Genomic DNA, 23,713 nt, shown 5'->3' on the forward strand with positions numbered 1-23,713 from the left:
TCTCAATTCCAATTTTAGGCGGATCAATCATGAGCAGCTACACAATCGACGATCTCAGGAAGGATGTTGCCGAAGGGCGCATCGATACGGTTCTGGCGTGCCAGGTGGACATGCAGGGCCGGCTGATGGGAAAGCGTTTCCAGGCGGAATATTTCATCGAGAGCGCCTGGAAGGAAACGCATAGCTGCAACTATCTGATCGCCACCGACATGGAGATGGAGACCGTCTCCGGCTACAAGGCGACGAGTTGGGAAAAGGGCTACGGCGACTATACGATGAAGCCGGATCTCGCGACGCTGCGCCGCATTCCCTGGCTCGACGGCACGGCGCTGGTGCTCTGCGACCTGCTCGACCATCACACCCATGAAGAGGTCGCCCATTCGCCGCGAGCGATCCTGAAGAAGCAGGTCAAGCGCCTCGAAGACATGGGCATGAAGGCCTATATGGCCTCAGAGCTGGAATTCTTCCTGTTCGACCAGAGCTACGAGACGGCGCATGCCGCCGGCTACCGCAACCTCAAGCTCACCAGCGCCTATAACGAGGATTACCACATCTTCCAGACCACCAAGGAGGAAGAGGTGATGCGGGCGATCCGCACCGGCCTGCAAGGCGCCGGCATCCCGGTCGAGAACTCCAAGGGCGAGGCCTCCGCCGGCCAGGAAGAAATCAACGTGCGTTATGCCGATGCGCTCGCCATGGCCGACCGGCACGCGATCATCAAGAACGGCTGCAAGGAGATCGCCTGGTCGAAGGGCAAGGCCATCACCTTCCTGGCTAAATGGAACTACAACGCCGCCGGCAGTTCCTCGCATATCCATCAGTCGCTCTGGAGCCTGGAGGAAAAGCCGCTGTTCTTCGATCATACCGGCAAATACGGCATGTCGCCGCTGATGCACAATTACATCGCCGGGCTTCTCGCCCATGCGAGCGAGATCACCTATTTCCTGGCGCCCTACATCAACTCCTATAAGCGCTTCATGGCCGGCACCTTTGCGCCGACCAAGGCGATCTGGAGCAAGGACAACCGCACGGCCGGCTACCGCCTCTGCGGCGAAGAGACCAAGGGCATCCGCATCGAATGCCGCGTCGGCGGCTCCGATCTCAATCCCTATCTCGCCTTTGCCGCGCTGCTTGCCGCCGGCATCGATGGGATCGAGAACAAACTCGAACTCGAAGCCCCCTTCGTCGGCGATGCCTATGGCGGCAAGGATATCCGCGAAATTCCGCGCACGCTGCGCGCCGCCACGACCGCGATGACGGAATCGGCAATGCTGCGCAAGGCCTTCGGCGACGACGTGATCGACCATTACACCCGCGCTGCCGAATGGGAGCAGGAAGAATACGACCGCCGCATCACCGATTGGGAAGTGGCGCGCGGTTTCGAAAGAGCATAGTACGGATTGCGGGTTGCTGCCCCTCACCCTAACCCTCTCCCCGTAAGAACGGGGAGAGGGGACGTGCCCTGAGAGAGGCTGTGGGGGACGGAGAGGCCGCGGCCATCCCCCTTCTCCCCGCGAGCGGGGAGAAGGTGCCGGCAGGTGGATGAGGGGCTATGGCCCTCGACGAAATTTTTGATCAATACGAGGACGGAAATCGATCATGGCAATGATCCAATGTATTTCACCGATTGACGGATCGGTTTACGCGGAGCGTCCGGCGCTTTCGCTCGACGCCGCCAAGGACGTTGTCTTGCGTGCCCGCAAGGCGCAGAAGGCCTGGGCGAAACGGCCGCTCGAAGAGCGTGTGCAACTGGTGCTGAAGGGCGCGGCACGGCTGAACGAGATGTCCGAAGTCGTCGTGCCGGAGCTTGCCTGGCAGATGGGCCGGCCGGTCAAGTATGGCGGCGAATATAAGGGTTTCAACGAGCGCTCCAACTATGTCGCCTCGATCGCGGCCGATGCGCTGGCGCCGCTGGTGGTCGAGGAAAGCGACCGTTTCGAGCGCCGCATCGAGCGTGAAGCGCATGGTGTGGTCTTCGTCGTCGCGCCTTGGAACTATCCCTATATGACGGCGATCAATACGATCGCGCCGGCGCTGATGGCGGGCAACACCGTTGTGCTGAAACATGCCTCGCAGACGCTGCTGGTCGGCGAGCGGCTGGTGCAGGCCTTCAGCGAGGCGGGCGTTCCCGAGGACGTGTTCCAGAACGTCTTCCTCGATCATCAGACGACCTCAGCGCTGATTGCCGCCGGCAGCTTCAATTTCGTCAATTTCACCGGATCCGTCGAAGGTGGGCGCTCGATGGAGCGGGCCGCCGCCGGCACGTTTACCGGCCTCGGCCTCGAACTCGGCGGCAAGGATCCGGGTTACGTCATGGAGGACGCCGATCTCGAGGCGGCCGTCGATACGCTGATGGATGGCGCGACCTACAATTCCGGCCAGTGCTGCTGCGGCATCGAACGCATCTATGTGCACGAATCCCTCTACGACGCCTTCGTCGAGAAATCGGTTGCCTGGGTGTCGAACTACAAGCTCGGCAATCCGCTCGATGCCGAGACTTCGCTCGGGCCGATGGCGAACAAGCGCTTCGCCAAGGTGGTGCGCGAGCAGATCGCCGATGCGGTTTCCAAGGGCGCCAAGGCGCTTGTCGATCCGAAACTTTTCCCGGAGGATGATGGCGGCGCTTATCTCGCACCGCAGGTTCTCGTCGATGTCGACCATTCCATGGCCTTCATGCGCGAAGAGACTTTCGGTCCGGCAGTCGGCATCATGAAGGTGAAGAGCGACGAGGAGGCGCTCGCCTTGATGAACGACAGCCAGTACGGGCTGACGGCCTCGCTCTGGACCAAAGATGTCGAGCGGGCCGCACGGCTCGGCCGCGAGATCGAAACCGGCACCGTTTTCATGAACCGCGCGGATTATCTCGATCCGGCGCTCTGCTGGACCGGCGTCAAGGAGACCGGCCGCGGCGGCTCGCTGTCGATCATCGGCTTCCAGAATCTGACCCGTCCGAAATCCTTCCACCTGAAGAAAGTCACAGCATGAGCAGCAACATCACCGCAAACTGGAGCTACCCGACATCGGTCAAGCTCGGCCGGGGCCGGATCAAGGAACTGGCCGACGCCTGCAAGAGCCTCGGCATCAAGAAGCCGCTGCTCGTCACCGACCGCGGCCTTGCCTCGATGGCGATCACCAAGAACGCGCTCGACATTCTCGAAGATGCCGGCCTCGGCCGGGCGATCTTTGCCGATGTCGATCCGAACCCGAACGAGAAGAACCTCGAGGCCGGCGTCAGGGCCTTCAAGGATGGCGGCCATGACGGCGTCGTCGCCTTCGGCGGCGGCTCCGGCCTCGATCTCGGCAAGTGCGTCGCCTTCATGGCCGGCCAGACCCGCCCGGTCTGGGACTTCGAGGATATCGGCGATTGGTGGACGCGTGCGAGCGTCGAGGGCATTGCGCCAATCGTCGCCGTGCCGACAACGGCGGGCACCGGCTCGGAAGTCGGCCGTGCCAGCGTCATCACCAATTCCGTCACGCATGTGAAGAAGATCATCTTCCATCCGAAGTTTCTGCCTGGCGTCGTCATTTCCGACCCGGAACTGACCGTCGGCATGCCGAAGATCATCACGGCCGGCACCGGCATGGACGCGTTTGCCCATTGCCTGGAGGCCTATTCCTCGCCCTTCTATCATCCGATGTCGGCCGGCATCGCGCTCGAAGGCATGCGTCTCGTCAAGGAATTCCTGCCGCGCGCCTATCGGGAGGGCACGGATCTCGAAGCCCGCGCCAACATGATGGCCGCCGCCGCCATGGGCGCGGTCGCGTTCCAGAAGGGGCTCGGCGCCATCCATGCGCTGTCGCACCCGATCGGCGCCGTCTACAACACCCATCACGGCATGACCAATGCGGTGGTGATGCCGGCGGTGCTGCGCTTCAACCGCAAGGTGATTGAGGAGAAGATCGACCGGGCGGCCGCCTATCTCGGCATTTCGGGCGGTTTCGACGGCTTCTACGACTATGTGCTGAAGCTCCGCTCCGACCTCGGCGTGCCGGAGACGCTGTCGGCGATGGGAATCGCGCCCGATAGCATCGATGAATTGTCGGCCATGGCGATCGAAGATCCGAGTGCAGGCGGCAACCCGGTTGCCATGACGCTCGAAAATACCAAGGCCTTGTTCAGGGATTGCTTCTGAGATCATAAGATCGGACCTGCAGACCGGCCCGGAAAGCCTGCTTTCCGGGCTTCTTTCATTCTAGCGACATCCCCAATTTTAGGGATGTGAAAAATACCGGCTGCAATTTCGGCGCGCGTGTTTGGAATTTGTTAACCATGATTAGAAAGGATGGATTAACCGCACGATGCTCGATGGTGCGTAAAAGAGCGATTCCGGCTCGCACCATTTCCTTCCGAGGACTGAACATGCCTGTCATCACATTCGCAAACACCAAGGGCGGCGCCGGCAAGACCACCGCTGTTCTCCTGCTCGCCACCGAGCTTGCCCGCAAGGGTTACCGCGTCACCATTCTCGACGCCGATCCGCAGCACTGGATTTCGCGCTGGCACGAGATCTCGGGTCACGTACCCAATATTTCGGTGATCGATTTCGTGACCACCGCCTCGCTGCCGCTGCATATCAGCGAGAACAAGCACAATACCGACTATTTCATCGTCGACCTGCCGGGTGCGCGCAATCCGCTGCTTGCCACCGCCGTCGGCCTTTCCGACCATGTGCTGATCCCGATCCAGGGCTGCGCAATGGACGCGCGCGGCGGCGCACAGGTGCTCGAACTGCTGCAATATCTGGACGAGAAGGCAGGCATCAAGATCGGGCATTCGGTGGTGTTGACCCGCGTCAACTCGATGGTGACGACAAGGGCGCTGCAGCTCGTCAAGTCGCTGCTCAGCGAGCGGCACGTGCCGGTGCTGGATACCGCGATCATCGAACGCTCGGCCTTCCGCGACATCTTCGACTGTGGCGGCACACTGCACACGATCGATCCCGCACGCGTCAGCAATCTCGACAAGGCGCGTGAGAACGCGACCTGTTTCGCCGAGGAAATTATGAGCAAACTGCCGGTCAGGCTGACGGCATCGCCCCGCATGGCGACGGCGGCCTGACAGATTCCGCCTCCTCAGACGAAATGCGTCCGGTTCGCCCGCGACGCATTTCGTTTTTAGCCACGTGCCGTGCGGACGCCATTGTTGAGAGAATGTGCCAGGAGATCGGAAAGACGTCTTTTGACTGCGGCCAATTCGTCCGACATGCGATTGCGTTGCCGGGGCAAGCCCACATCGACCACTTCGAGAATGCGGCCCGGCCAAGGAGACATCACGACGACCTGATCGGCGAGAAACGCGGCCTCTTCGATATCGTGGGTGACCAGCAGCATCGTCGTGGCATTCAAACGCCATAGATCGATCAGATGATCCTGGAGTTCGGCGCGCGTCATCGCATCGAGGGCCGAGAAGGGTTCATCCAAGAGAAGCACGGACGGTTTCGTCACGAGCGCGCGCGCCAAGGCCACACGCTGAGCCTGCCCGCCGGACAATTCTTTGATCCAGCGTCCCTCGTAGCCGGCAAGGCCGATTTTCTCGAGGGCCGCCGATACCTGTTCCTCGCGTTCGCCGTTTGCCAGATGACGCAGGCCGAAACCGATGTTACCCGCGACCGTCAGCCAGGGAAAAAGCAGAGGCTCCTGGAAAACGATATTCACGAGCGCGTCCGGCTCCGTCAGCCGCCGTCCCTCCAGGCTGATCTCGCCTTGGGTGGGGGCTTCGAGCCCCGACAACAGCCGCAGGAGAGTGCTCTTGCCGCAGCCCGATCCGCCGACGACTGCGATCAGTTCCCCCTTTTCGACGCTCAGGGAAAAGTCTTGCAGCGCATGCGTTCCATTGGGGTAAATCTTGGATAGCGAACGAATGTCGAGCATGTCAAATCCCGCTCGCATGGCTGTCACGCCAGCGCAGAAACGGCGCGGTTGCGATCAGAAGCAGGCTGTCGGTCGCCTTGCCGACAATGGCAAAGATCAAGATAGCGGCGAGGATCTGATCCGGTTTGCCGAGTTGCTGACCATCCACAAGCAGATAGCCCAGCCCCTCCGACGCGCCCATGAATTCCGCTGCGACGACGAACATCCAACCGAGACCCAGGCCCGCGCGCAGGGCAAGGATATAGTCGGGTAGAACTGCCGGCAGCAAGATCAGGCGAATGAGGTCGAAGCCGGACAGCCGGAAGACGCGGCCGACCTCGACGATGCGCCTGTCAACGCCGACGACGGCGCCATAGACGCCGAGATAGACCGGGAAGAAGACGCCGACCCCGATCAGGGCGACTTTGGAGGCTTCGAAAATACCGAACCACAGGATGAACAGCGGCACCCAGGCAATCGACGGAATGGCTCTCAGCGCCTGCAGGGTCGGATCGAGCAGGCGTGCAAGCAATTTGGAGTAGCCGGTCAGCGCTCCGAGCACCGTCCCCGCCAGAGACCCGAAGGCAAAACCGATCGCCACTCTGCGCAGCGTCGCACCCACATGTGTTGTCAGATCTCCTGATGCGGCCAGCGTATAGACCGTAGAGAGAATTTTCGAGGGCGGAGGCATCAGACGACCCCCGACCACTCCCGCACGGACCAGGATCTCCCAGGCGGCAAACAGGGCAACTGGAAACGCGATCCCAACGATCGGATGATCGAAAGGCGAGACCCGGCGCTGCCGGGTCTCTTTTGTGGTTTCGCTCTTGCGCCATGACAGCGCGATGTCTACCAACGACATGGGAATGCCTTTAGTTTTTCGTGTTGATGCATGTCGTTCTCCCGGAACCGCTGTACACTTCCGGGCGACATGCATTGTGGCTTTATTGGCCCAGCGCGGCGGAGGCATAGCTGGGGTCGATCAACGCCGACACGGTCTGTTTGACATCGACGTCGGCTTTGATGACATCTGCCTTCTGAAGAGCAAGACCCGCAGCCTCGATCGTTTCGCGCTGGGAATCGCCGATCACGGAATAGCCGAGGTTGGTGCGCTCCAACTGGCGCTCGATGACGCTATCGGGCAGCCTGGTGGAGGCAACGAGGGCGGCTTTCAGCTTGGCCGGGTCTTTCAAAGCCTCGCTGCGGGCCTTCTCATAGGAGGCTAGAACGCGCTTGACGATCTCGGGATGCGCGGCGGCGAACTCCTCACGCACGTTGAGAACGCCCCAGCTGTTGTTCTCCGGCTTGCGATAGAAGAGCACATCGCCATCTTCGATCTCGGCGGAGGCCATGATCGGATCGAGGCCCGCCCAAGCATCGACGTCACCGCGCTTCAGCGCAAGGCGGCCGTCGGCATGCTGCAGCAAGACGAGCGACACGTCCTTTTCGGTGAGACCTGCATCGGCAAGCGCGCGCACCAGGAAAATGTGCGGATCGGTGCCGCGCGTCACGGCGATGGACTTGCCCTTGAGGTCATCGACCTTAGCGATGCCGGTATCCTTGCGGGTTACCAGTGCGGTCCATTCCGGCCGCGAATAGACATAGATGGATTTGATCGGATTGCCGTTGACGCGACCGATCAATGCGGCGGCACCCGCGGTCGAGCCGAAGTCGAGGGAACCGGCATTCAGAAATTCGAGGGCCTTGTTGGAGCCTGCGGACTGGACCCAGGTGATCTTGATCCCATCCTTTTCGAATTCCTTTTCCAGGATGCCTTCATCCTTCAGGATAAGGCTGACCGGGTTGTAGGTCGCCCAGTCCACGCGAATTTCCGAGATATCGGCAGCCCGCGCCGTGCCGACTGCGACCAAACCCGCGAACAGGCTCAAAGCCAAGCGAACAAACGATTTCATACGACCTCCAAAATTGTTATGTGGTTAAATCTACAGATTTAATGGCTTTTTGCGCGCTTTCAGGTTCCAAACTTTGAAACGGGGGAGCAAATTTGAACTGCCGCAGCGGCTCCCGCTAGATTGTTGTGTCAAAAAAGAAGGGCCGGGATCGACCGCGCTGCGGTCAATCCCGGCCCTCCGATATGGTTCCTCACCAGGCTTCATTCCGCCTGGCGTCACATTCCGATCAATCGACGAATTCGACCGTCACTCCCGGCTTGACCATCTTGGCAAGCTCGGTGGCATCCCAATTGGTCAGGCGGATGCAGCCGTGGCTCTGTGTGCGGCCGATCTTGGAGGGCTCGGGCGTGCCGTGGATGCCGTAGGTCGGCTTGGAGAGCGCCATCCAGACGGTGCCGACGGGGCCGTTCGGGCCGGGCGGAATGTTGAGGATCTTGTCGTTGGCGCCCTGCTGGAAATTGATCTTCGGATTGTAGGTATAGCCGGGATTGAAGGCGACGCGCTCGACCGTCACGGTGCCCGACGGCGAGGGTGTGTCGGTGGAGCCGATCGATGCCGGATAGGCGGCAATGAGATTGCCGCCATTATCATAGGCGAAGACCTGCTTGCGGCCCTTGTCGGCGATGATGCGGGCAACCTCGCCGCTCTTCGGCTCGCCCGGATTGACGACCTTGATGACGGTGCCTGGGACGCTGAAATCGGCGCCGGGGTTCATCTCCTTGAGGAAGGCCTCGTCCATGTGGAAGCGCTCGGCCAGCATTTCGGTAATCGATGTATAGGCCAGCGACGGCAGCAGCGCCTTATGCGAATAGTCTTCCGGGATCTCGGCGACGTAGGGGCCGGCGGCATCGGCGGGCGTGATCGTGTAGCTGACGACCGGCAGGCCGCCGTTCATGCGCAGCTCTTCCAGAATGGCGTCGGTGTCGTTCGGGTCGAGTTTGGAGCCGGTCATCTGGTCATAGGCGTAGACCGACTTGGTGACGTTCGAGCCCATATGGCCATCGATGACGCCGGGCGAGATGCCGGCGCGATCGAGGAAGACCTGCAGCGCGACGATCTCCGGCTTCGACTTGTTCTTCAGCGTGATCACGGGTTCATCCGGCGCGGCCTTGGGCGCGTCGGCGGGTGGGATCTGCTGGTCGGGATCGATCGAGGCATAATCGTCGCCGGACTGCGGATTGCCGATGCTGTTATCCTCGGGATAGGGCTGCTCGCCGAGCGGTTGACGTTCGATCGCCGCATCGCGCGGGATGCCGCCGGTGACCGCACCGCGCTCGGAATAACGCGTGTCGCCATCGTCGGCGTAATAGGGATCGTTGCCGTTCTGGTCGGCATAGACCTCGCGCGGGCCAGGCCGCGGCGGATAGTAGCCGCGGGCGCGCATTTCGGTGGCGACGACATTGCCGTAGTCGTCGATCAGCACGCGGTTGCCGCTGCGGTCGCGGGCGTAAATATAGCCGCGCGGGACATAGTCGAGGATTTCGCCGCTCGGGGTGACGAGCACGACATCGCTCTGGCGGCGGTCACGGAACTGCTGCGCGCCAGCCTCCGGTGCTGCAGCCGCAATGGCTGCCAGCACGGCCGCAAGCGAAAATGCCGACTTTAAAAAACGATTCACGTCTCACACCTCGAACAGTGACTAGGCCGACACACACCTGCGAATTTTGACGCTAGTGTGGAATTTATGAAACCGTGCTGAACAAAATATGAAAATCACTAAGATTTCCTTTTCCTCATAAACGTTTGCGTCTCCGTGTCAGTTCCGCAAAATCCATGGTTGCGGCAAAAGCGCAAGAGAGGAAAAGGGTTCGATTGACGAAAGACGGCGCAAAACCTAACGCTAGCGCATTGAAAGTGTTAGAGCGTCCTTTGTGCGTCCGAAAGGACGCACGCCGCTCTAAGGGGCCGACAACCTCCTGAGGAGACTGCGATGATCGACTTTGCCGCTGCAAGCGGACCGCGCCTGATGCTCGACGAAACATCGGTGCTGGATATCGGCGGATGCATCGTCGGCGGCGTCGATATCGCCCCGAAGCGCGCCATTCCCGACGACGGCGATCCGCGAATCGATCATTCGCTCGAAGGTTTCCTGTTCACCTGCGGACCGGACCATATCCGCCATCGCCAGCCGATCGCCGGCCGTGCCGACGGCAAGGTCTATCCGCTGCACGGATCGGCCTCCGGCCATGCTGCACAGGTGCTGTGGACGAAATACGAGAACGGCAACGCCGAATGCCGCGCCGATATCGACATCGTGACCGTCGAGGGACTGCCGCAGCGCATCGAGCGGCTGTGGCGGATCGACGGGGCGACCGGCGAGGTGCGGCTCGACGACCGGGTGGTCAATACCAGCGACCGGACGGTGCCGACCTTCCTGATGTATCACATGAACACCGGCGGCAAATGGCTGGACGAGGGCACGCGGCTGGAAGGCCGAATGCTGGAGAATGGCGGTTTTCCCTGGACATTCGGCGAGGAGCCGGGCGGCATCTTCTGCGTTGAGGCGCCGGGAACGGAGCAGGGCTTGGCGGAAGTCCGCCTCGGGCCGATCGCCGCGATCGGCGGCAGGACGCTCCGCGTGCGTTTCCGCGCCGACACGCTGCCTTATCTGCAGGTCTGGCGAAACCAGAAGGCGCCGGCCCATATTATCGGCATCGAGCCGGTCTCGCATCGCTGGGTCACGCGCGACGAGCTTCAGGCGGCCGGCGAATTCAACATGCTGGCATCAGGCGAGAGCCGCAGCTATGGGCTGAGCTTTGCCTTCGTGTGAGCGAAGTCTTGTTGACGCTTGCCAAGCTGCGTCGTAGACCTTCAGCCCACGATTTTTGAGGAGACAGGACGATGGATATTCGCCAGATCGACGATGAATATTCGGTTTCGGGTCAGATCACGCCCGATGACCTCGACGAGATCAAGGCGCTGGGGTTCAAATCGATCGTCTGCCACCGCCCCGATCATGAAAGCCCCGATCAGACGTCGTTCTCCGTCATCGAGGCGCGCGCCAAGGAACTTGGTCTCGAGATCAGCCATGTGCCGGTCGGGCCGATGGGCGTGACCGAGGAAGCCGTGCAGGGCATGGTCGATGCGCTCGACGAATTCCCGCGGCCGATGCTCGGCTATTGCCGCTCCGGCGCCCGCTCGACGGCGATCTACCAGAAGACCCACCATATCCGCAGCTAGGCCCCGTCCGGCTGCCGATTTTCCGGCGCTGCATCGCAGCGCCGCCATCTTGCCATTCACTCAGGAGACTATGATGAGCATTAAGCGTATCGACGTCGGCGCGCGCATGAGCGGCGCCGTCATTCACGGCAACACGGTTTATCTCGCAGGCCAGGTCGGCGAGGGCGAGAGCGTCACCGATCAGTGCAAGTCCGCGCTTGCCGAAGTCGACCGTCTGCTCGCTGCATCAGGCAGCAACAAGTCGAAGATCCTGCAGACCCTCGTCTATCTCTCCGACATCGCCTATTTCGCCGAGATGAACGCCGCCTGGGAAGCCTGGATCGATCCGGCCAACCCGCCGGCCCGCGCCACCAGCGAAGCCAAGCTCGCAGCGCCGAAGTACAAGGTCGAGTTCATCGTCACGGCCGCGATCGACTGACGTAGCGGTCGTTCTGTCTTTGAAAGCCGGTTGGGAAACCTACCGGCTTTTTGTTTGCGCGATTTCCGACAGCGTGCGTGTCGGCGTGATTGCCTCGGGATCGAGTTTGACTTCGATGATTGCCGGCTTGCCGCTTTCGCGCGCCCGCTCGAAGGCGGGGGCGAATTGCTCGGTGCTTTCCACCGTTTCGCCATGGCCGCCATAGGCGCGGGCCAGGGCTGCGAAGTCGGGGTTGGTCAGGTCGGTGCTGCTGACGCGGCCGGGATATTCGCGCTCTTGGTGCATGCGGATCGTGCCGTACATGCCATTGTTGACGACGATTGCGATGATCGGCAGGCCGTAACGGATGGCGGTGGCGAATTCCTGGCCGTGCATGAGGAAGCAGCCGTCGCCGGCAAAGCAGATGACCTCGCGCTCGGGAAAGAGCCGCTTGGCGGCGACGGCGGCCGGCAGGCCGTAACCCATCGAGCCTGAGGTGGGGGCGGCCTGGGTGTTGAAGCGGCGGAAACGATGGAAGCGGTGCAGCCAGGTGGCATAATTGCCGGCGCCATTGGTGAAGATCGTGTCCGGCCCGGTATTGGCTTCCAGCCACTCCATGATCGGCCCCATATGGACCGGGCCAGGACCTGTCGCCGGCGGCTTCGACCAGGAAAGATAGGCCTGGTGCATGCGCTGCGTGCGCTCTAGCCAATGCGGCTCGGCCGGCGCTTCGAGATCGGCAAGGGCCGCGACGAAATCGGCAGGAGCGGCGCAGATGGCAAGATCCGGGCGGTAGACGCGTCCCAGTTCGGAAGGATCGGGATAGACGTGCACCAGCGATTGCTGGGGGTAGGGGATATCGATCAGCGTATAGGACGAGGACGGCATTTCCGACATGCGGCCGCCGAGCAGGATCAGCAGGTCGCTCTCCTTGATCTCCTTTGCCAGCGCCGGATTGATGCCGATGCCGACATCGCCGGCATATGAGGGATGGAGATGATCGAACAGCATCTGCCGGCGGAAGGAGCAGCCGACCGGCAGTTGGAAACGCTCGGCGAAGATGGCGAAATCGGCGACGGCGTCGGCATCCCAGCGCGTGCCGCCAAGAATGACCAGCGGCCGCTCGGCCTTCAGCAGTCTGACATAGACATCGTCGATCTGGCGGCGGCCGGGATGGGCCTCGACGCCGACATGGCGCTTGGCGCGGGGTGCCTCGACCTCGTCGCGCAGCATGTCCTCCGGCAGCGTCAGCACCACAGGGCCGGGGCGGCCGGAGGTTGCGATCGCAAAGGCGCGTGTGACGAATTCGGGAATGCGGGCGGCATCGTCGATCTCGCCCACCCATTTAGCGAATTCGGTAAAGGCGCGGCGGAATTCGACCTCCTGGAAAGCCTCGCGCTCGCGTGCTTCGCGCTGCACCTGGCCGATGAAGAGGATCATCGGAATCGAATCCTGCTTGGATATATGCAGGCCGGCAGAGGCGTTGGTGGCGCCGGGGCCGCGGGTGACCATGCAGATTCCGGGTTCACCGGTCAGCCGGCCCCAGCAATCCGCCATCATCGCCGCGCCGCCCTCCTGGCGGCAGACGACGACGTCGATCTCGCTGTCGCGCAACGCGTCGAGAACGGCGAGGAAACTCTCGCCCGGCACGCAGGACAGACGCTTGACGCCGTTCGCCTTCAGCGCCTCGACGATCAGTTCCCCGCCGTTCTTCTTCATGACGATACCTTCCTCTCGCGCTCGGCGAGTTCCGCCAGAATTTCTTCGGTGTGTTCGCCGAGACGCGGGCTCGGCCTGGTGTAATGCAGCGGCGTCTCCGACAGTACCACCGGCGTCCTGACGCCCGGAATGACGGTGCCGGCGGCATCCGCAAGGTCGATGCGCAGGCCGCGGGCCCTTACCTGCGGGTCGGCGAACATCTCCTCGATCGTGTTGATCGGGCCGGCGGGAACCCCATTCTCCTCGCAGGCCTTCAACAGATCCGCCTTCTGCCATTTCAGCGTCTCGGTGGAGACGAGACGGCGGACTTCGCCGCGATTGGCGACGCGGGCCTTGTTGGTGGCGAAACGCCCGTCACCGGCGATCGCATCAAGGCCGAGGATGGCGCAGAGGCGGCGGAACTGGCCGTCATTGCCGACGGCGAGAATGAGAAAACCGTCCGCCGCCGGCACGACCTCATAGGGCGAGATATTCGGATGGGCATTGCCGAGGCGGGTGGGTGCGGCCCCGGAGACCAGGTAGTTCATGTTCTGATTGGCGAGAACGGCCGATTGCACGTCGAGCAGGGCCATGTCGACGTGCTGGCCTTCGCCCGACTTGAGCGCGTGGATCAGGGCGGCCTCGATCGCCGAGACGGCATAGATGCCGGTGAAGATGTCGGCGATGGCAACGCCGGCCTTCATCGGCTGGCCGTCCGGCTCGCCGGTGATCGACATGAAGCCGGACATGCCCTGGACGATGTAATCATAGCCGGCGAGGCTGGCATAGGGGCCGGTCTGGCCGAAGCCGGTGATCGAGCAGTAGACGAGCTTCGGGTTCACCTTGCGCAGGCTGTCGTAGTCGAGCCCATATTTGACGAGGCCGCCGAGCTTGAAATTCTCGATCACCACATCGGCTGACGCAACCAGCCGGCGGACGAGATCCTGGCCTTCGGGGCTCTTCAGGTCGGCGGTGACTGAACGTTTGCCGCGATTGGCGGCGTGGTAATAGGCGGCCGAGAGGTTTTCGCCGTCGGTACCTTCGACGAAGGGCGGCCCCCATTGACGGGTATCGTCGCCGCCGTCGGGGTTTTCGACCTTGATGACATCGGCGCCGAGATCGGCGAGCATCTGCCCCGCCCACGGGCCGGCCAGCACGCGGGCAAGCTCGATCACCCGGATGCCTGCAAGCGGCGGGTTTTTCGTGGTTTGCGTCATATGCCCTCGTCGGTTTTACGGCGCCAGCGTCGCCTCAGATGTATCGGATACAGGCTTTGAAGCAAAGCGGCGCTCGCGCCAGAGGATGTACAAGCCCGATGCCATGATGATGGCGATGCCGAGCCATTTGATCGCATCCGGAAAGTCGCCGAAAACCAGCCAGGCAAAGATCGTCGCCGAGACGATTTCGAAATATTGCAGCGGCGCCAGCGTCGAGGCGGGTGCGGCGCGATAGGCATAAACGCCGAAGATGCCCGCAATCGCGGCCATGGCGCCGACGCCGGCGAGATAGAACCAGGCGCTGCCTTCTGGCATGACGGGATCGAAGAGATCGGAACCGCTTCCTTCGCCGGCAAAAAGCAGGAGGGTGCAGAAGACGAGGCCCCAGATTCCCATCTGGAACTGCATCGCCCAGGGATCTTCCCGATGCGAGAGGACGCGGGTCATCAGCACGAAGATCGCGATGCAAAGCGCGCTGAGGACGGGCAGGAGAGCGATATAGCCGACCTCTTGGAAACTCGGCTGGATGATCAGCATCGCCCCGAAAAAGCCGACGCCGCAGGCGGTATAGCGCCGCCAGCCGATCGTCTCCTTGAGGAAGATGCCGCCGAGGATCGTCACCATGATCGGCTCGACGAAAAAGATCGCAATCGCGTCGGCGACCGCCATGTATTTCAGCGTGGTGACGAAAGAGATCATCGAGACGGTGATGATCAAGCCGCGGATGGCATGGAACAGGCTCTGGCGCCAGGAGAAATCGGCAAAACTGCGCCGCCATATGACGATCGGCAGCATGCACAGCGCCTGCACGACGAAGCGGCCGGCGGTGACCTCGGCGGAAGGGACGGTGACGACGGCAAGCTTGGCGTAGATATCGATCAAAGGCGAGAACATCACCGAAAGGAACATCAGCGCAAGCCCGGTCGTCACCTCGGAGGCTGAGGAAACGGTGCGGGCGGAGGTGCTGCTCATGACGGACTCTCCCTGGTTCAGAATCTTGCCGTTTGCAATCTGGCGACGGCCTCGTCGCACCAGTCCGCGAAGGCGGCGGTCGCAGCATCCGCGCCGATCTCGTTCAGCGTTTCGTGCCGCATATCCTGATAGATCTCGGTGCTGATACGAGAGAAGCCGCGGGCTTTCAAATGGTTTGACAGCCAGAGGATGGCTTTTCCGCGCTCCGTCGCCGGATCTTCTCCGCCGCCGACGAGATGGATCGGCAGGTCGCGGGGCAGCCGATCCAGATGGCGCTTCTTGGGCGCGCGAAACGTCAGTTCGAAGAGATCGAGCCAGAGCGAAACCGAAGCGTCGAAGCCGCAGAGCGGGTCGGCGACATATTTGTCGACTTCATCGGGACGGCGCGACAGCCAGTCGAACTCGGTGCGGCGGCCCGGAATCGACTTTCCCCAGGCTGCGAAGGTGAGTTTCGGCAACAGGCTGCTCGGCACGTCGGAGCCTTTCAGCATGCGTTCGGCAAGCAGGATTGCCTGAGCGGCGGGGCCGGCAAGGCCGACGGCGAAATTCGAATTCCAGACGGCGACGGCGTCGAAATCGGCCGGCGCCGTGACGGCGGCATTGAGGGCAATCAGGCCCCCCATCGAATGGCCGAAGAGGATCACCGGCAGGTCGGGATGGCGGGAGGCCGCGTGGGCGCGCATGGCAAGGACGTCGCCGATGACTTTGTCGACGCCGTCCCGCCGGGCGAAGCGGCCGATCGGCGCGTCGGGCGCCGTCGTCTCGCCGTGGCCGCGGTGATCATGAGCGTAGACATGATAGCCGCGCGCCGCCATCGTCTCGGCAAAAGCGCGATAGCGTTTCGAATGTTCGGCGAGGCCGTGTGATATCAACAGGATGCCGCGGGCCGGGCCGGCGGCCTCGGCATGATGATAAGCGAGCGACGCGCCCGGCGCGGCGAGCCATTGCGTTTCAGAAAACATCTGGATCCTCCTCGCGGCAACAGACCAGATTGCCGCCCAAAAGCAACACCGGTTCCGGGTCTATCCGATAACAAATTGCGTTCCTGCTGCGATTCAGGGTTGCGGGCTTTTAATCTTCGTGCTTATTTGTTCCTGTATTGTTCTTTTGGGGGTTGAAATGAGCAGCATGCAGTTGCGTAGCGCGGCGTTCGCCGTATCGATGGGTCTTGCCGGCGCCGCTTTGGCGCAGGAGGGCGGCGGGACAACCCGCTTCATTCTTTCAGCAAGCTGGCAGCCGGCCTTTTGCCAGACGAACCAGAAGAAGGCCGAATGTGCGAGCCAGACCGGCGAGCGCCCCGACGCGACGAATTTTTCGTTGCACGGGCTTTGGCCGATGCGACAGAACTACTGCGGCGTGAGCGCCGAGCAGAAGGCCGCCGACAAGGACGGCAAGTGGAACACATTGCCGGCGGTCACGCTGTCGGCGGAAACGCAGGCGGCGCTGGCAAAAGCGATGCCCGGCACGCAATCCGGCCTGGAACGGCATGAATGGGTAAAGCACGGCACCTGCACGAAAATGAGCGCCGAAGATTATTTCGGCGTTGGCGTGCATCTCGTCGGCGCGCTCAACACCTCGGCCGTGCGCGATCTCTTCGCCGCCAATATCGGCAAGCCGGTCAAGGCCGAGGCGATCAAGGCGGCTTTCGACAAGAGTTTCGGGCCGGGTGCCGGCGACCGCGTCAAGATGAGCTGCCGGCGGGCCGGCAATGTCAAGATGATTAGCGGGTTGACGATCGGGCTTTCCGAAGCTGCCGGCGCGGCGTCGGCGAAAAGCACCGGGCTTGGCGATCTGATCCAGGGCGCGGGAAAAACGACGTTCGGCTGCGACGAGGGTGTCGTCGACGCTGCGGGCTTCTGACCGGAAATCCTGCGTAAACCGGGTTTCGGCGTTGCCCGCAGGCGCTGTTTCGCCTACATAGCGGCACGATCGAAGTTTCCCGCCCGGAGCAGCGCAGCATGGCACGTCAGTTCATCTATCATATGTCCGGCCTCAACAAGGCCTATGGCAACAAGAAGATCCTGGAGAACATCCACCTTTCCTTCTACCCGGATGCCAAGATCGGTATTCTCGGGCCGAACGGCGCCGGTAAATCCACTGTGCTGCGCATCATTGCCGGCCAGGACAAGGAGTATACCGGCGAAGCCTGGCTCGCCGAGGGTGCCACGGTCGGTTATCTCGAACAGGAGCCGCACATCGATCCCAACAAGACGGTGTTCGAAAACGTCATGGAGGGCGTTGCCTCGAAGACGGCGGTGCTCGAACGCTACAATGAACTGATGATGAACTATTCCGACGAGACGGCGGAAGAGGGAGCCAAGCTTCAGGACATCATCGACAGCCAGAACCTCTGGGATCTGGAAAGCCAGGTCGAGATGGCGATGGAAGCGCTGCGCTGCCCGCCGCGCGATGCCGATGTCACCAGCCTGTCCGGTGGCGAGCGCCGCCGTATCGCGCTCTGCCGCCTGCTGCTTTCGCAGCCGGACCTGCTGCTGCTCGACGAACCGACCAACCATCTCGACGCCGAGACCATCGCCTGGCTCGAAAAGCACTTGCGCGATTATCCGGGCGCCGTGATGATGATCACCCACGATCGCTACTTCCTGGACAACGTCACCGGCTGGATCCTCGAACTCGACCGCGGCCGCGGCATTCCCTACGAAGGCAATTACTCGGCCTACCTGCTCGCCAAGGCCAAGCGCATGCAGCAGGAAAACCGGGAAGAGGCAGGCCGCCAGAAGGCGATCAGCCGCGAACAGGAATGGATCGCCTCCAGCCCGAAGGCCCGTCAGGCCAAATCCAAGGCGCGTATCAAGTCCTACGAACAGCTGGTGGAAGCGGCCGAAAAGCAGCGTCCCGGCGACGCCCAGATCATCATCCCGGTCAGCGAGCGGCTCGGCCAGGTGGTCATCGAGATGGAAGGCATCACCAAGGGCTTCGAAGGCCGCACGCTGATCAACGACCTGTCGATCAAGCTGCCGCCGGGTGGCATCGTCGGCATCATCGGCCCGAACGGCGCCGGCAAGACGACGCTGTTCCGCATGATCACCGGCCAGGAAAAGCCGGATGCAGGATCTGTCCGCATCGGCGAGACGGTCCATCTCGGTTATGTCGACCAGAGCCGCGACGCACTTGACGGCAGCAAGACCGTCTGGGAGGAAATCTCGGGCGGCGCCGAAGTCATCAAGCTCGGCAAGTTCGATATGAACTCCCGCGCCTATTGCGGCGCCTTCAACTTCAAGGGCGGCGATCAGCAGCAGAAGGTCGGCAACCTCTCCGGCGGTCAGCGCAACCGCGTTCACCTTGCCAAGATGCTGAAGGCCGGCGGCAACGTTCTGCTGCTCGACGAACCGACCAACGACCTCGATACGGAAACCCTGGGTGCGCTCGAAAGCGCGCTTGAGGCCTTTGCCGGATGTGCCATCATCATCAGCCACGATCGCATGTTCCTCGACCGCCTGGCGACGCACATCCTGGCTTTCGAAGGCGAAGGCCATGTCGAATGGTTCGAAGGCAATTTCGAGGATTATGAGCAGGACAAGATCCGCCGCCTTGGTCCCGATGCCCTCAACCCGGGCAGCCAGGCCCATAAGCGCCTGACACGCTGATCGCAGCCGTTTTCGCCGTCGACAAGCCCCGGTTCTACCGGGGCTTTTTCGCATCTGCCCTGTCGCAATTTGAGCAGGCAATTTCGCTCAAGTGCGAATTGCCGCTTGTCACCATTGATCAAATCACATAAAGATATCTTTATATCTTGATTGGATCGAAGATGAGCGAACCCTTGAAGCTTGGACTGGATGCGCTGGTGGACGTCATGAAGGCGGCCGGCGAGCCCACGCGCCTGCGTCTTCTGGCGCTTCTCGACGGCGGCGACCTGACGGTGACCGATCTTACCGAAATTCTCGGCCAATCCCAGCCCCGCATCTCCCGCCACCTGAAGCTGCTCGGCGAGGCCGAACTGATCGAACGCTATCAGGAAGGCGCCTGGGCCTATTTCCGCCTCAAGCAGGAGGGAAAGGCGGCCATGCTGGTGCGGGCATTGCTGAAGCATGTCTCCGAGAACGATCCGACCGTGCTTCGCGACGGCGAGCGGTTGTCGCAGGTCAAGCGCCAGAGGGCTGAGCGGGCACAGGCCTATTTCAGCCGCAACGCGGCTGAGTGGGACGAGCTTCGCCGCCTGCATGCGGCCGACGAAGAGGTCGATGCCGCCGTCATCCGGCTGCTCGGCAACCAGCCGATCGATTCGCTGCTCGATCTCGGCACCGGGACCGGCCGCATTCTCGAGCTTCTTTCCGGGCTTTACCGCCGGGCGATCGGTGTGGATGCCAGCCGCGACATGCTGAGCGTGGCGCGCGCCAATCTCGACAAGTCCCGCATCACCAAGGCGACCGTCCGCCACGCCGATATCCTGAACCTGCCGTTCGAAGGCCAGGATTTCGACCTGGTGACGATCCATCAGGTGCTGCATTTCTTCGATCAGCCGGAGATTGCGATCACCGAAGCGGCGCGCATGCTCCGGCCGGGCGGCCGGCTCGTGGTCATCGACCTTGCGCCGCATGCGCTCGAATATCTCCGCGATGAGCATGCGCATGTCCGTCTCGGCTTCTCGCACCAGGCGATATCCGACTGGCTGCACAGGGCCGGGCTCGACGTCGAGCAGGTCGTCGATCTTCATCCGGGGCAGCAAAGCGGGCAGGGATTGACGGTCACCGTCTGGCTCGCGCGCGACCCAAGGCGCCTGATGGCTTCACAACTAAGCGAAGGCGCCGAACCTACATTTGCCGGGAGAGTATGACATGGCTTTGAATAACGAGGCACGCGGCCGCAATATCGGGATCTCTTTCGAATTCTTCCCGCCGAAATCGGAGGAGATGGAAGGGCAGCTCTGGGATACTGTCAGCAAGCTGCAGGACTGGGACCCGGATTTCGTGTCTGTGACCTATGGCGCCGGCGGCACCACCAAGGCGCCGACGCTGACCGCCGTCACGCGGTTCCTGTCGCAGACGCCGCTTGCCACCGCTTCGCACCTCACCTGCGTCGGCGCGACGAAGGAAGAGACGCACCAGATGATCGAGACGTTCCGCAAGGTCGGTGTCACGCATTTCGTGGCGTTGCGCGGCGATGCGCCCGGCGGCGCCGGCGCCCCCTACCAGCCGCATCCCGGCGGCTATGCCAATGCGGCCGAGCTAGTGGCCGGCCTCAAGTCGGTCGGCAATTTTGAGATTTCAGTTTCCGCCTATCCGGAAAAACACCCGGAAAGCCGCGATACGGCCGCCGATATCGACATGTTAAAGCGCAAGGCCGATAACGGCGCCGACCGGGCGCTGACACAGTTCTTCTTCGACAACGACAATTTCGAACGCTACCTGGAGAAGGTGCGCGCTGCCGGGATCTCGATCCCGGTTGTGCCCGGCATCATGCCGATCCAGAACCTGACGCAGCTGAAGCGTTTCGCCGGCGCCTGCGGCACGATCATCCCGGCCTTCCTCGATGAACGCTTCGCCGGCTTCGACGACAAGCCCGAGGAGCGGGCGAAAGTCGCCGCCGATGTCGCCGCCGAGCAGATCGAGGATCTCGTCCGGCGCGGCATCAATGAGTTCCATCTCTACACGATGAACCGCGCGCCGCTGGTTTCCGCCGTGCTCGACAATCTCGGCTTTTCCCGCCGGGCGGCAAAAAGTGCGGGCGCGGCCGCCTGATCTACACGGTTGAAAAAAGTGAAAAAGCGCATGTCGGGCGGGACATGCGCTTTTTCATTGGCGGATTGATCAGGGGAGTTCAGGTACTACCAGTCATTCCGCTTTCATCGGCCGGCTCAGATGAAGAGCATGGACAAGACGAAAGCAAACGCTGCACTGACCAACAGAACATTCAAGGATTGCGTGAGTCCCATGTCTGTCTCCTCGCGTTAACCGGTGGATAATATGTCCGAAATATGTCGGTTGGAAAGCGAATTCTATGCTGCGCTGCAGAAGAGCGCGGTGAACAAGTTGAAGAGCCTGTCGGCAAGCCGTTGAAACTAATCGATTATATTCGATAATTTTTTGTTCACAGATTTTAACATGCCGTTAAATCCGGCGATTGCGGGTTTACCTATGCGCCGAAAACATGGCGAACCGGCAAGCGGTTGAAAACACGCGGAATTCGAAACTGAGATCAGGTGGTCTTCACCAGCCGGCGATAGGCGCGGCCGTCGAGAATGACGAGGCCGAAACCGATCAGCGCCATGCCGGCGAATTCGCCGGATGTGAGCCTCTCGCCGAGGAAAAGCACACCGAGAAGGATGGCGCTCGGCGGCACCAGCAAGGTGACGAGCGAGGCGTTGGTGGCACCTGCCGCCGCCATGATCCGGAAATAGAGGATATAGGCGAAGGCGGTCGATACCAGCGCCAGCGCCAGCACGGCGGCGAGAATATCGACCGGCGGCATCGGAAGCGTCCAGGGACGATCGGCCAGCAACGACAGCGGCAGAGTTATCAGCGAGGAGCCGTCAACTGGCCGGCCGCGGTGACCGGTGCCGGAACATCCTTGAACCGCTTGCCGTAGGTGGCGGCAAAGCCATAGGAGACGGCGGCAAGCACGGGAAGCAGCAGAGCCCAGAGCGGCGCTTCGCCGCCAGCTGCCAGGCCGGGGCCGATCAGCACGATCGTTCCGGCGAGGCCGACCACGCAGCCGGCGATCTTTGCCGAGGACAGCTTCTCATCGGATGTGAAGTAGTTGGCAATCAGCACCGTCCAGATCGGCGTCGTCGCGTTCAGGATCGCGGCAAGGCCGGCGCCGATGCGGGTCTGGCCGAAAAAAATCAACGCATGCGGCAGAGCATTGTTGATCAGCCCGAGGATCAAGAATTCGCGCCAGCGGGCTTTGAGGATCGAATAGACGTCGAAGCGGCCGGCGATATAGACGTGCAGGGCCAGCGCGGCGAGCAGCAGCCGGAGGAAGACAAGGGTCAGCGGCGGCACGTGCTGGACGGCAATGCGGGCAAAGAAGAAGGAGCCTCCCCAGATCAGCCCGAGCAGGAGCAGCAGGGCCCAGGTCCAGGCATTCATTCTGCTGTCCATACCGGTTTCTCCACCTTAAGCCGCTCGGTTGCCAAAAGCCGGCACCAGCTTTCAGGCTCATGCTTAGCGCAGACGGCGGACCGCGCCACCCGTTTCTTGCGAAGCGGGTGGCGGTAAGGTGCTGGCGGCGATCAGAGAGCGTTGAGAAGGGCAGGCGTCGCCCAGCCGTCGGCCGGCATGCCGAGGCGCTGCTGCTCTTTCTGGATCGCGACACGCGTGCCGGAGCCGAGGATACCGTCGATCTCGCCGACATCGTGGCCGAGCGACTGCAACTTGGTCTGCAGTGTCTTCATCTGGTCGTTGGCGAGGCCCTGTTCCGGCACGCCCTTGAGATAGGTCGGGGCGCCGGAAAGCCGGGTCCCGAAATAGGCGGCCGAGGTCGTGTAGATGAACGACTTGTTCCATTCGAGATAGATCTTGAAATTCGGGTAGGCGATGAAGGCCGGTCCCATCCGGCCCTGCGGCAGAACAAGGTCGCCTTCGAGGTTGCCGAAGGCGGTATTGCCGTCGCGCGGCTTGACGCCGAGGGCGAACCATTCGCCTGCCGTCATCGTGCCGCCGAGGCCGGATTTCTCCCAGGGCAGGTTATCGGGCAGGGTGACTTCCTGCAGCCAGGGCTGGCCGCGCTCGAAGCCGAGGTGCTGGATGAATTTCGCCGCCGTCAGGATGGCGTCCGGCCCGCTCTGCTTCAGGCGGACATGGCCGTCGCCGTCGCCGTCCATACCGTAGGCGATGATGTCGCGCGGCAGCATTTGTACCTGGCCGATCTCGCCGGCCCAGGCGCCGGTATTGGTGGCGGGGTCAAGATCGCCGTGTTGAACCATCTCGATGAGGGCGATCAGCTGCGGGCGGAAAAGTTCCGGGCGGCGGCAGTCATGCGATAGCGTCACCAGGGCGTTGCGGGTGTTGAAATCGCCCTGGACGGCGCCGAAATCGGTTTCCATCGCCCAGAAGGCGGTGATGACGCCGGCGGGAACGCCGAATTCCTGTTCGGCGCGGGCAAAGACGTCGGCATATTGCTTCATCTTCTGGCGGCCGATATCGAGGCGGGCCTGGCTGACGGTGCGCTGGGAGAATTCAAGGAAGGTCTGCTTGAAGACGCCCTGGGCCCGATCCCGGCTCAGAACCTTGGGGTCGATCTCGGCGCCGGCAAGGGCGGAGTCGGCGGCTGCTGCGCTTGCGCCGGCGGCAACTGCATCCTTCTTGACGCCTTCAAGAAAGGCGGTGAGATCGCCGCCGCAGGGTGCTGCCGGGGCAGCAGGGTCGGCTGTAGGCGCCTGCTGGGCGGCTGCGCCGCCCGCAAGGGCGAGGGCAAACAGAAGGGCGAGTGCAGAGCGGCTTGCGAGCGAGCGGTGCATGGATGCGGTCCTTATATCAAATGGATGTCCGTCGCTTTCCCAGAGGAATGTGACGGAAGCAAGAAAC

General features: G+C 62.2%; 20 protein-coding genes and 1 pseudogene. 11 read left to right on the forward strand and 10 right to left on the reverse strand.

The window, feature by feature from the left end:
* Positions 1-29: 29 nt before the first annotated feature.
* The 4 genes from ATY75_RS24905 (at position 30) to ATY75_RS24920 (ending at position 5,059) form a co-directional block, all read left to right on the forward strand.
* Positions 30-1,394 (forward strand): glutamine synthetase family protein, encoded by a 1,365-nt coding sequence (locus tag ATY75_RS24905; RefSeq protein ID WP_088939591.1) that lies wholly within the window; start codon positions 30-32, stop codon positions 1,392-1,394.
* Positions 1,395-1,599: 205 nt separating this feature from the next.
* Complete coding sequence (locus tag ATY75_RS24910) at positions 1,600-2,985, forward strand: aldehyde dehydrogenase family protein (RefSeq protein ID WP_088939592.1); 1,386 nt, start codon at positions 1,600-1,602, stop codon at positions 2,983-2,985.
* Positions 2,982-4,133 carry an iron-containing alcohol dehydrogenase gene (locus tag ATY75_RS24915; protein ID WP_088939593.1) on the forward strand — a complete coding sequence of 384 codons (1,152 nt, stop codon included), beginning with the start codon at positions 2,982-2,984 and terminating at the stop codon, positions 4,131-4,133. Before ATY75_RS24910 ends, ATY75_RS24915 begins: the two co-directional genes overlap by 4 nt.
* Positions 4,134-4,360: 227 nt before the next feature.
* Complete coding sequence (locus tag ATY75_RS24920) at positions 4,361-5,059, forward strand: ParA family protein (protein ID WP_088939594.1); 699 nt, start codon at positions 4,361-4,363, stop codon at positions 5,057-5,059.
* Positions 5,060-5,115: 56 nt separating this feature from the next.
* Here the strand turns inward: ATY75_RS24920 and ATY75_RS24925 are convergent, their stop codons facing one another.
* The 4 genes from ATY75_RS24925 to ATY75_RS24940 form a co-directional block, all read right to left on the reverse strand.
* The gene (locus tag ATY75_RS24925; protein WP_088939595.1) at positions 5,116-5,871 is read right to left on the reverse strand and encodes an ABC transporter ATP-binding protein; all 756 of its coding nucleotides are present in this window, start codon (positions 5,869-5,871) and stop codon (positions 5,116-5,118) included.
* Position 5,872: 1 nt separating this feature from the next.
* A complete protein-coding gene (locus ATY75_RS24930; protein ID WP_088939596.1) occupies positions 5,873-6,712 on the reverse strand; it encodes an ABC transporter permease in 840 nt (279 codons plus the stop codon).
* An 82-nt stretch (positions 6,713-6,794) separates the two neighbouring features.
* A complete protein-coding gene (locus ATY75_RS24935; protein WP_088939597.1) occupies positions 6,795-7,763 on the reverse strand; it encodes an aliphatic sulfonate ABC transporter substrate-binding protein in 969 nt (322 codons plus the stop codon).
* A gap of 226 nt (positions 7,764-7,989) precedes the next feature.
* Complete coding sequence (locus ATY75_RS24940; RefSeq protein WP_088939598.1) at positions 7,990-9,381, reverse strand: L,D-transpeptidase; 1,392 nt, start codon at positions 9,379-9,381, stop codon at positions 7,990-7,992.
* A gap of 312 nt (positions 9,382-9,693) precedes the next feature.
* Between ATY75_RS24940 and ATY75_RS24945 the strand changes: the two genes are divergently transcribed.
* From ATY75_RS24945 to ATY75_RS24955, 3 genes are all read left to right on the forward strand, one after another.
* A complete protein-coding gene (locus ATY75_RS24945) occupies positions 9,694-10,533 on the forward strand; it encodes a DUF4432 family protein (protein WP_088939599.1) in 840 nt (279 codons plus the stop codon).
* A gap of 71 nt (positions 10,534-10,604) precedes the next feature.
* Positions 10,605-10,943, forward strand: coding sequence for a TIGR01244 family sulfur transferase (locus tag ATY75_RS24950; protein WP_088939600.1), 339 nt, complete (start codon positions 10,605-10,607; stop codon positions 10,941-10,943).
* Positions 10,944-11,016: 73 nt separating this feature from the next.
* Complete coding sequence (locus tag ATY75_RS24955; RefSeq protein WP_088939601.1) at positions 11,017-11,361, forward strand: RidA family protein; 345 nt, start codon at positions 11,017-11,019, stop codon at positions 11,359-11,361.
* A 39-nt stretch (positions 11,362-11,400) separates the two neighbouring features.
* Here ATY75_RS24955 and ATY75_RS24960 read toward each other — a convergent pair whose 3' ends face one another.
* Genes ATY75_RS24960 through ATY75_RS24975 form a run of 4 tightly spaced genes read right to left on the reverse strand, consistent with a single transcriptional unit; the run spans position 11,401 to position 16,189 of the window.
* Positions 11,401-13,059 carry a thiamine pyrophosphate-binding protein gene (locus ATY75_RS24960; RefSeq protein ID WP_088939602.1) on the reverse strand — a complete coding sequence of 553 codons (1,659 nt, stop codon included), beginning with the start codon at positions 13,057-13,059 and terminating at the stop codon, positions 11,401-11,403.
* Complete coding sequence (locus tag ATY75_RS24965) at positions 13,056-14,255, reverse strand: CaiB/BaiF CoA-transferase family protein (protein WP_088939603.1); 1,200 nt, start codon at positions 14,253-14,255, stop codon at positions 13,056-13,058. The genes ATY75_RS24960 and ATY75_RS24965 overlap by 4 nt, the downstream gene beginning before the upstream one ends.
* Before the next feature lie 15 nt (positions 14,256-14,270).
* Complete coding sequence (locus ATY75_RS24970; protein ID WP_088939604.1) at positions 14,271-15,227, reverse strand: DMT family transporter; 957 nt, start codon at positions 15,225-15,227, stop codon at positions 14,271-14,273.
* Positions 15,228-15,244: 17 nt separating this feature from the next.
* Positions 15,245-16,189: an alpha/beta hydrolase gene (locus ATY75_RS24975; RefSeq protein WP_088939605.1), complete on the reverse strand. Its 945-nt coding sequence runs from the start codon at positions 16,187-16,189 to the stop codon at positions 15,245-15,247.
* 157 nt (positions 16,190-16,346) lie between these two features.
* On the opposite strand from ATY75_RS24975, the gene ATY75_RS24980 reads away from it, so the two are divergent.
* The 4 genes from ATY75_RS24980 (at position 16,347) to metF (ending at position 20,926) form a co-directional block, all read left to right on the forward strand.
* Complete coding sequence (locus tag ATY75_RS24980; RefSeq protein ID WP_088939606.1) at positions 16,347-17,087, forward strand: ribonuclease T2; 741 nt, start codon at positions 16,347-16,349, stop codon at positions 17,085-17,087.
* A 98-nt stretch (positions 17,088-17,185) separates the two neighbouring features.
* Positions 17,186-18,835, forward strand: a complete 1,650-nt coding sequence (ettA, locus tag ATY75_RS24985; protein ID WP_088939607.1) for an energy-dependent translational throttle protein EttA — start codon at positions 17,186-17,188, stop codon at positions 18,833-18,835.
* 161 nt (positions 18,836-18,996) lie between these two features.
* Complete coding sequence (locus tag ATY75_RS24990) at positions 18,997-20,022, forward strand: metalloregulator ArsR/SmtB family transcription factor (RefSeq protein ID WP_088939608.1); 1,026 nt, start codon at positions 18,997-18,999, stop codon at positions 20,020-20,022.
* A gap of 1 nt (position 20,023) precedes the next feature.
* On the forward strand, positions 20,024-20,926 hold the full coding sequence (gene metF / locus ATY75_RS24995; protein WP_088939609.1) for a methylenetetrahydrofolate reductase [NAD(P)H]: 903 nt from the start codon (positions 20,024-20,026) through the stop codon (positions 20,924-20,926).
* A gap of 457 nt (positions 20,927-21,383) precedes the next feature.
* Here metF and ATY75_RS25000 read toward each other — a convergent pair.
* Together ATY75_RS25000 and ATY75_RS25005 are read right to left on the reverse strand one after the other, a co-directional pair.
* A pseudogene (locus ATY75_RS25000) lies at positions 21,384-22,288 on the reverse strand (DMT family transporter).
* 131 nt (positions 22,289-22,419) lie between these two features.
* Complete coding sequence (locus ATY75_RS25005; protein WP_088939610.1) at positions 22,420-23,646, reverse strand: lytic murein transglycosylase; 1,227 nt, start codon at positions 23,644-23,646, stop codon at positions 22,420-22,422.
* Between the last annotated feature and the right edge of the window lie 67 nt (positions 23,647-23,713).

It is taken from the genome of Rhizobium sp. N122 (assembly GCF_002211295.1).
Classification (GTDB): domain Bacteria; phylum Pseudomonadota; class Alphaproteobacteria; order Rhizobiales; family Rhizobiaceae; genus Rhizobium.

Bases quoted from the DNA above. Each gene is read 5' to 3' on its own strand.
- ATY75_RS24970 (WP_088939604.1), bottom strand. From the start codon at position 15,227: ATGAGCAGCACCTCCGCCCGCACCGTTTCCTCAGCCTCCGAGGTGACG.
- ATY75_RS24920 (WP_088939594.1), top strand. From the start codon at position 4,361: ATGCCTGTCATCACATTCGCAAACACCAAGGGCGGCGCCGGCAAGACC.
- ATY75_RS24930 (WP_088939596.1), bottom strand. From the start codon at position 6,712: ATGTCGTTGGTAGACATCGCGCTGTCATGGCGCAAGAGCGAAACCACA.
- ATY75_RS24925 (WP_088939595.1), bottom strand. From the start codon at position 5,871: ATGCTCGACATTCGTTCGCTATCCAAGATTTACCCCAATGGAACGCAT.
- ATY75_RS24950 (WP_088939600.1), top strand. From the start codon at position 10,605: ATGGATATTCGCCAGATCGACGATGAATATTCGGTTTCGGGTCAGATC.
- ATY75_RS24955 (WP_088939601.1), top strand. From the start codon at position 11,017: ATGAGCATTAAGCGTATCGACGTCGGCGCGCGCATGAGCGGCGCCGTC.
- ATY75_RS24965 (WP_088939603.1), bottom strand. From the start codon at position 14,255: ATGACGCAAACCACGAAAAACCCGCCGCTTGCAGGCATCCGGGTGATC.
- ATY75_RS24945 (WP_088939599.1), top strand. From the start codon at position 9,694: ATGATCGACTTTGCCGCTGCAAGCGGACCGCGCCTGATGCTCGACGAA.
- metF (WP_088939609.1), top strand. From the start codon at position 20,024: ATGGCTTTGAATAACGAGGCACGCGGCCGCAATATCGGGATCTCTTTC.
- ATY75_RS25005 (WP_088939610.1), bottom strand. From the start codon at position 23,646: ATGCACCGCTCGCTCGCAAGCCGCTCTGCACTCGCCCTTCTGTTTGCC.
- ATY75_RS24915 (WP_088939593.1), top strand. From the start codon at position 2,982: ATGAGCAGCAACATCACCGCAAACTGGAGCTACCCGACATCGGTCAAG.
- ATY75_RS24980 (WP_088939606.1), top strand. From the start codon at position 16,347: ATGAGCAGCATGCAGTTGCGTAGCGCGGCGTTCGCCGTATCGATGGGT.
- ATY75_RS24960 (WP_088939602.1), bottom strand. From the start codon at position 13,059: ATGAAGAAGAACGGCGGGGAACTGATCGTCGAGGCGCTGAAGGCGAAC.
- ATY75_RS24910 (WP_088939592.1), top strand. From the start codon at position 1,600: ATGGCAATGATCCAATGTATTTCACCGATTGACGGATCGGTTTACGCG.
- ettA (WP_088939607.1), top strand. From the start codon at position 17,186: ATGGCACGTCAGTTCATCTATCATATGTCCGGCCTCAACAAGGCCTAT.
- ATY75_RS24935 (WP_088939597.1), bottom strand. From the start codon at position 7,763: ATGAAATCGTTTGTTCGCTTGGCTTTGAGCCTGTTCGCGGGTTTGGTC.
- ATY75_RS24990 (WP_088939608.1), top strand. From the start codon at position 18,997: ATGAGCGAACCCTTGAAGCTTGGACTGGATGCGCTGGTGGACGTCATG.
- ATY75_RS24905 (WP_088939591.1), top strand. From the start codon at position 30: ATGAGCAGCTACACAATCGACGATCTCAGGAAGGATGTTGCCGAAGGG.
- ATY75_RS24975 (WP_088939605.1), bottom strand. From the start codon at position 16,189: ATGTTTTCTGAAACGCAATGGCTCGCCGCGCCGGGCGCGTCGCTCGCT.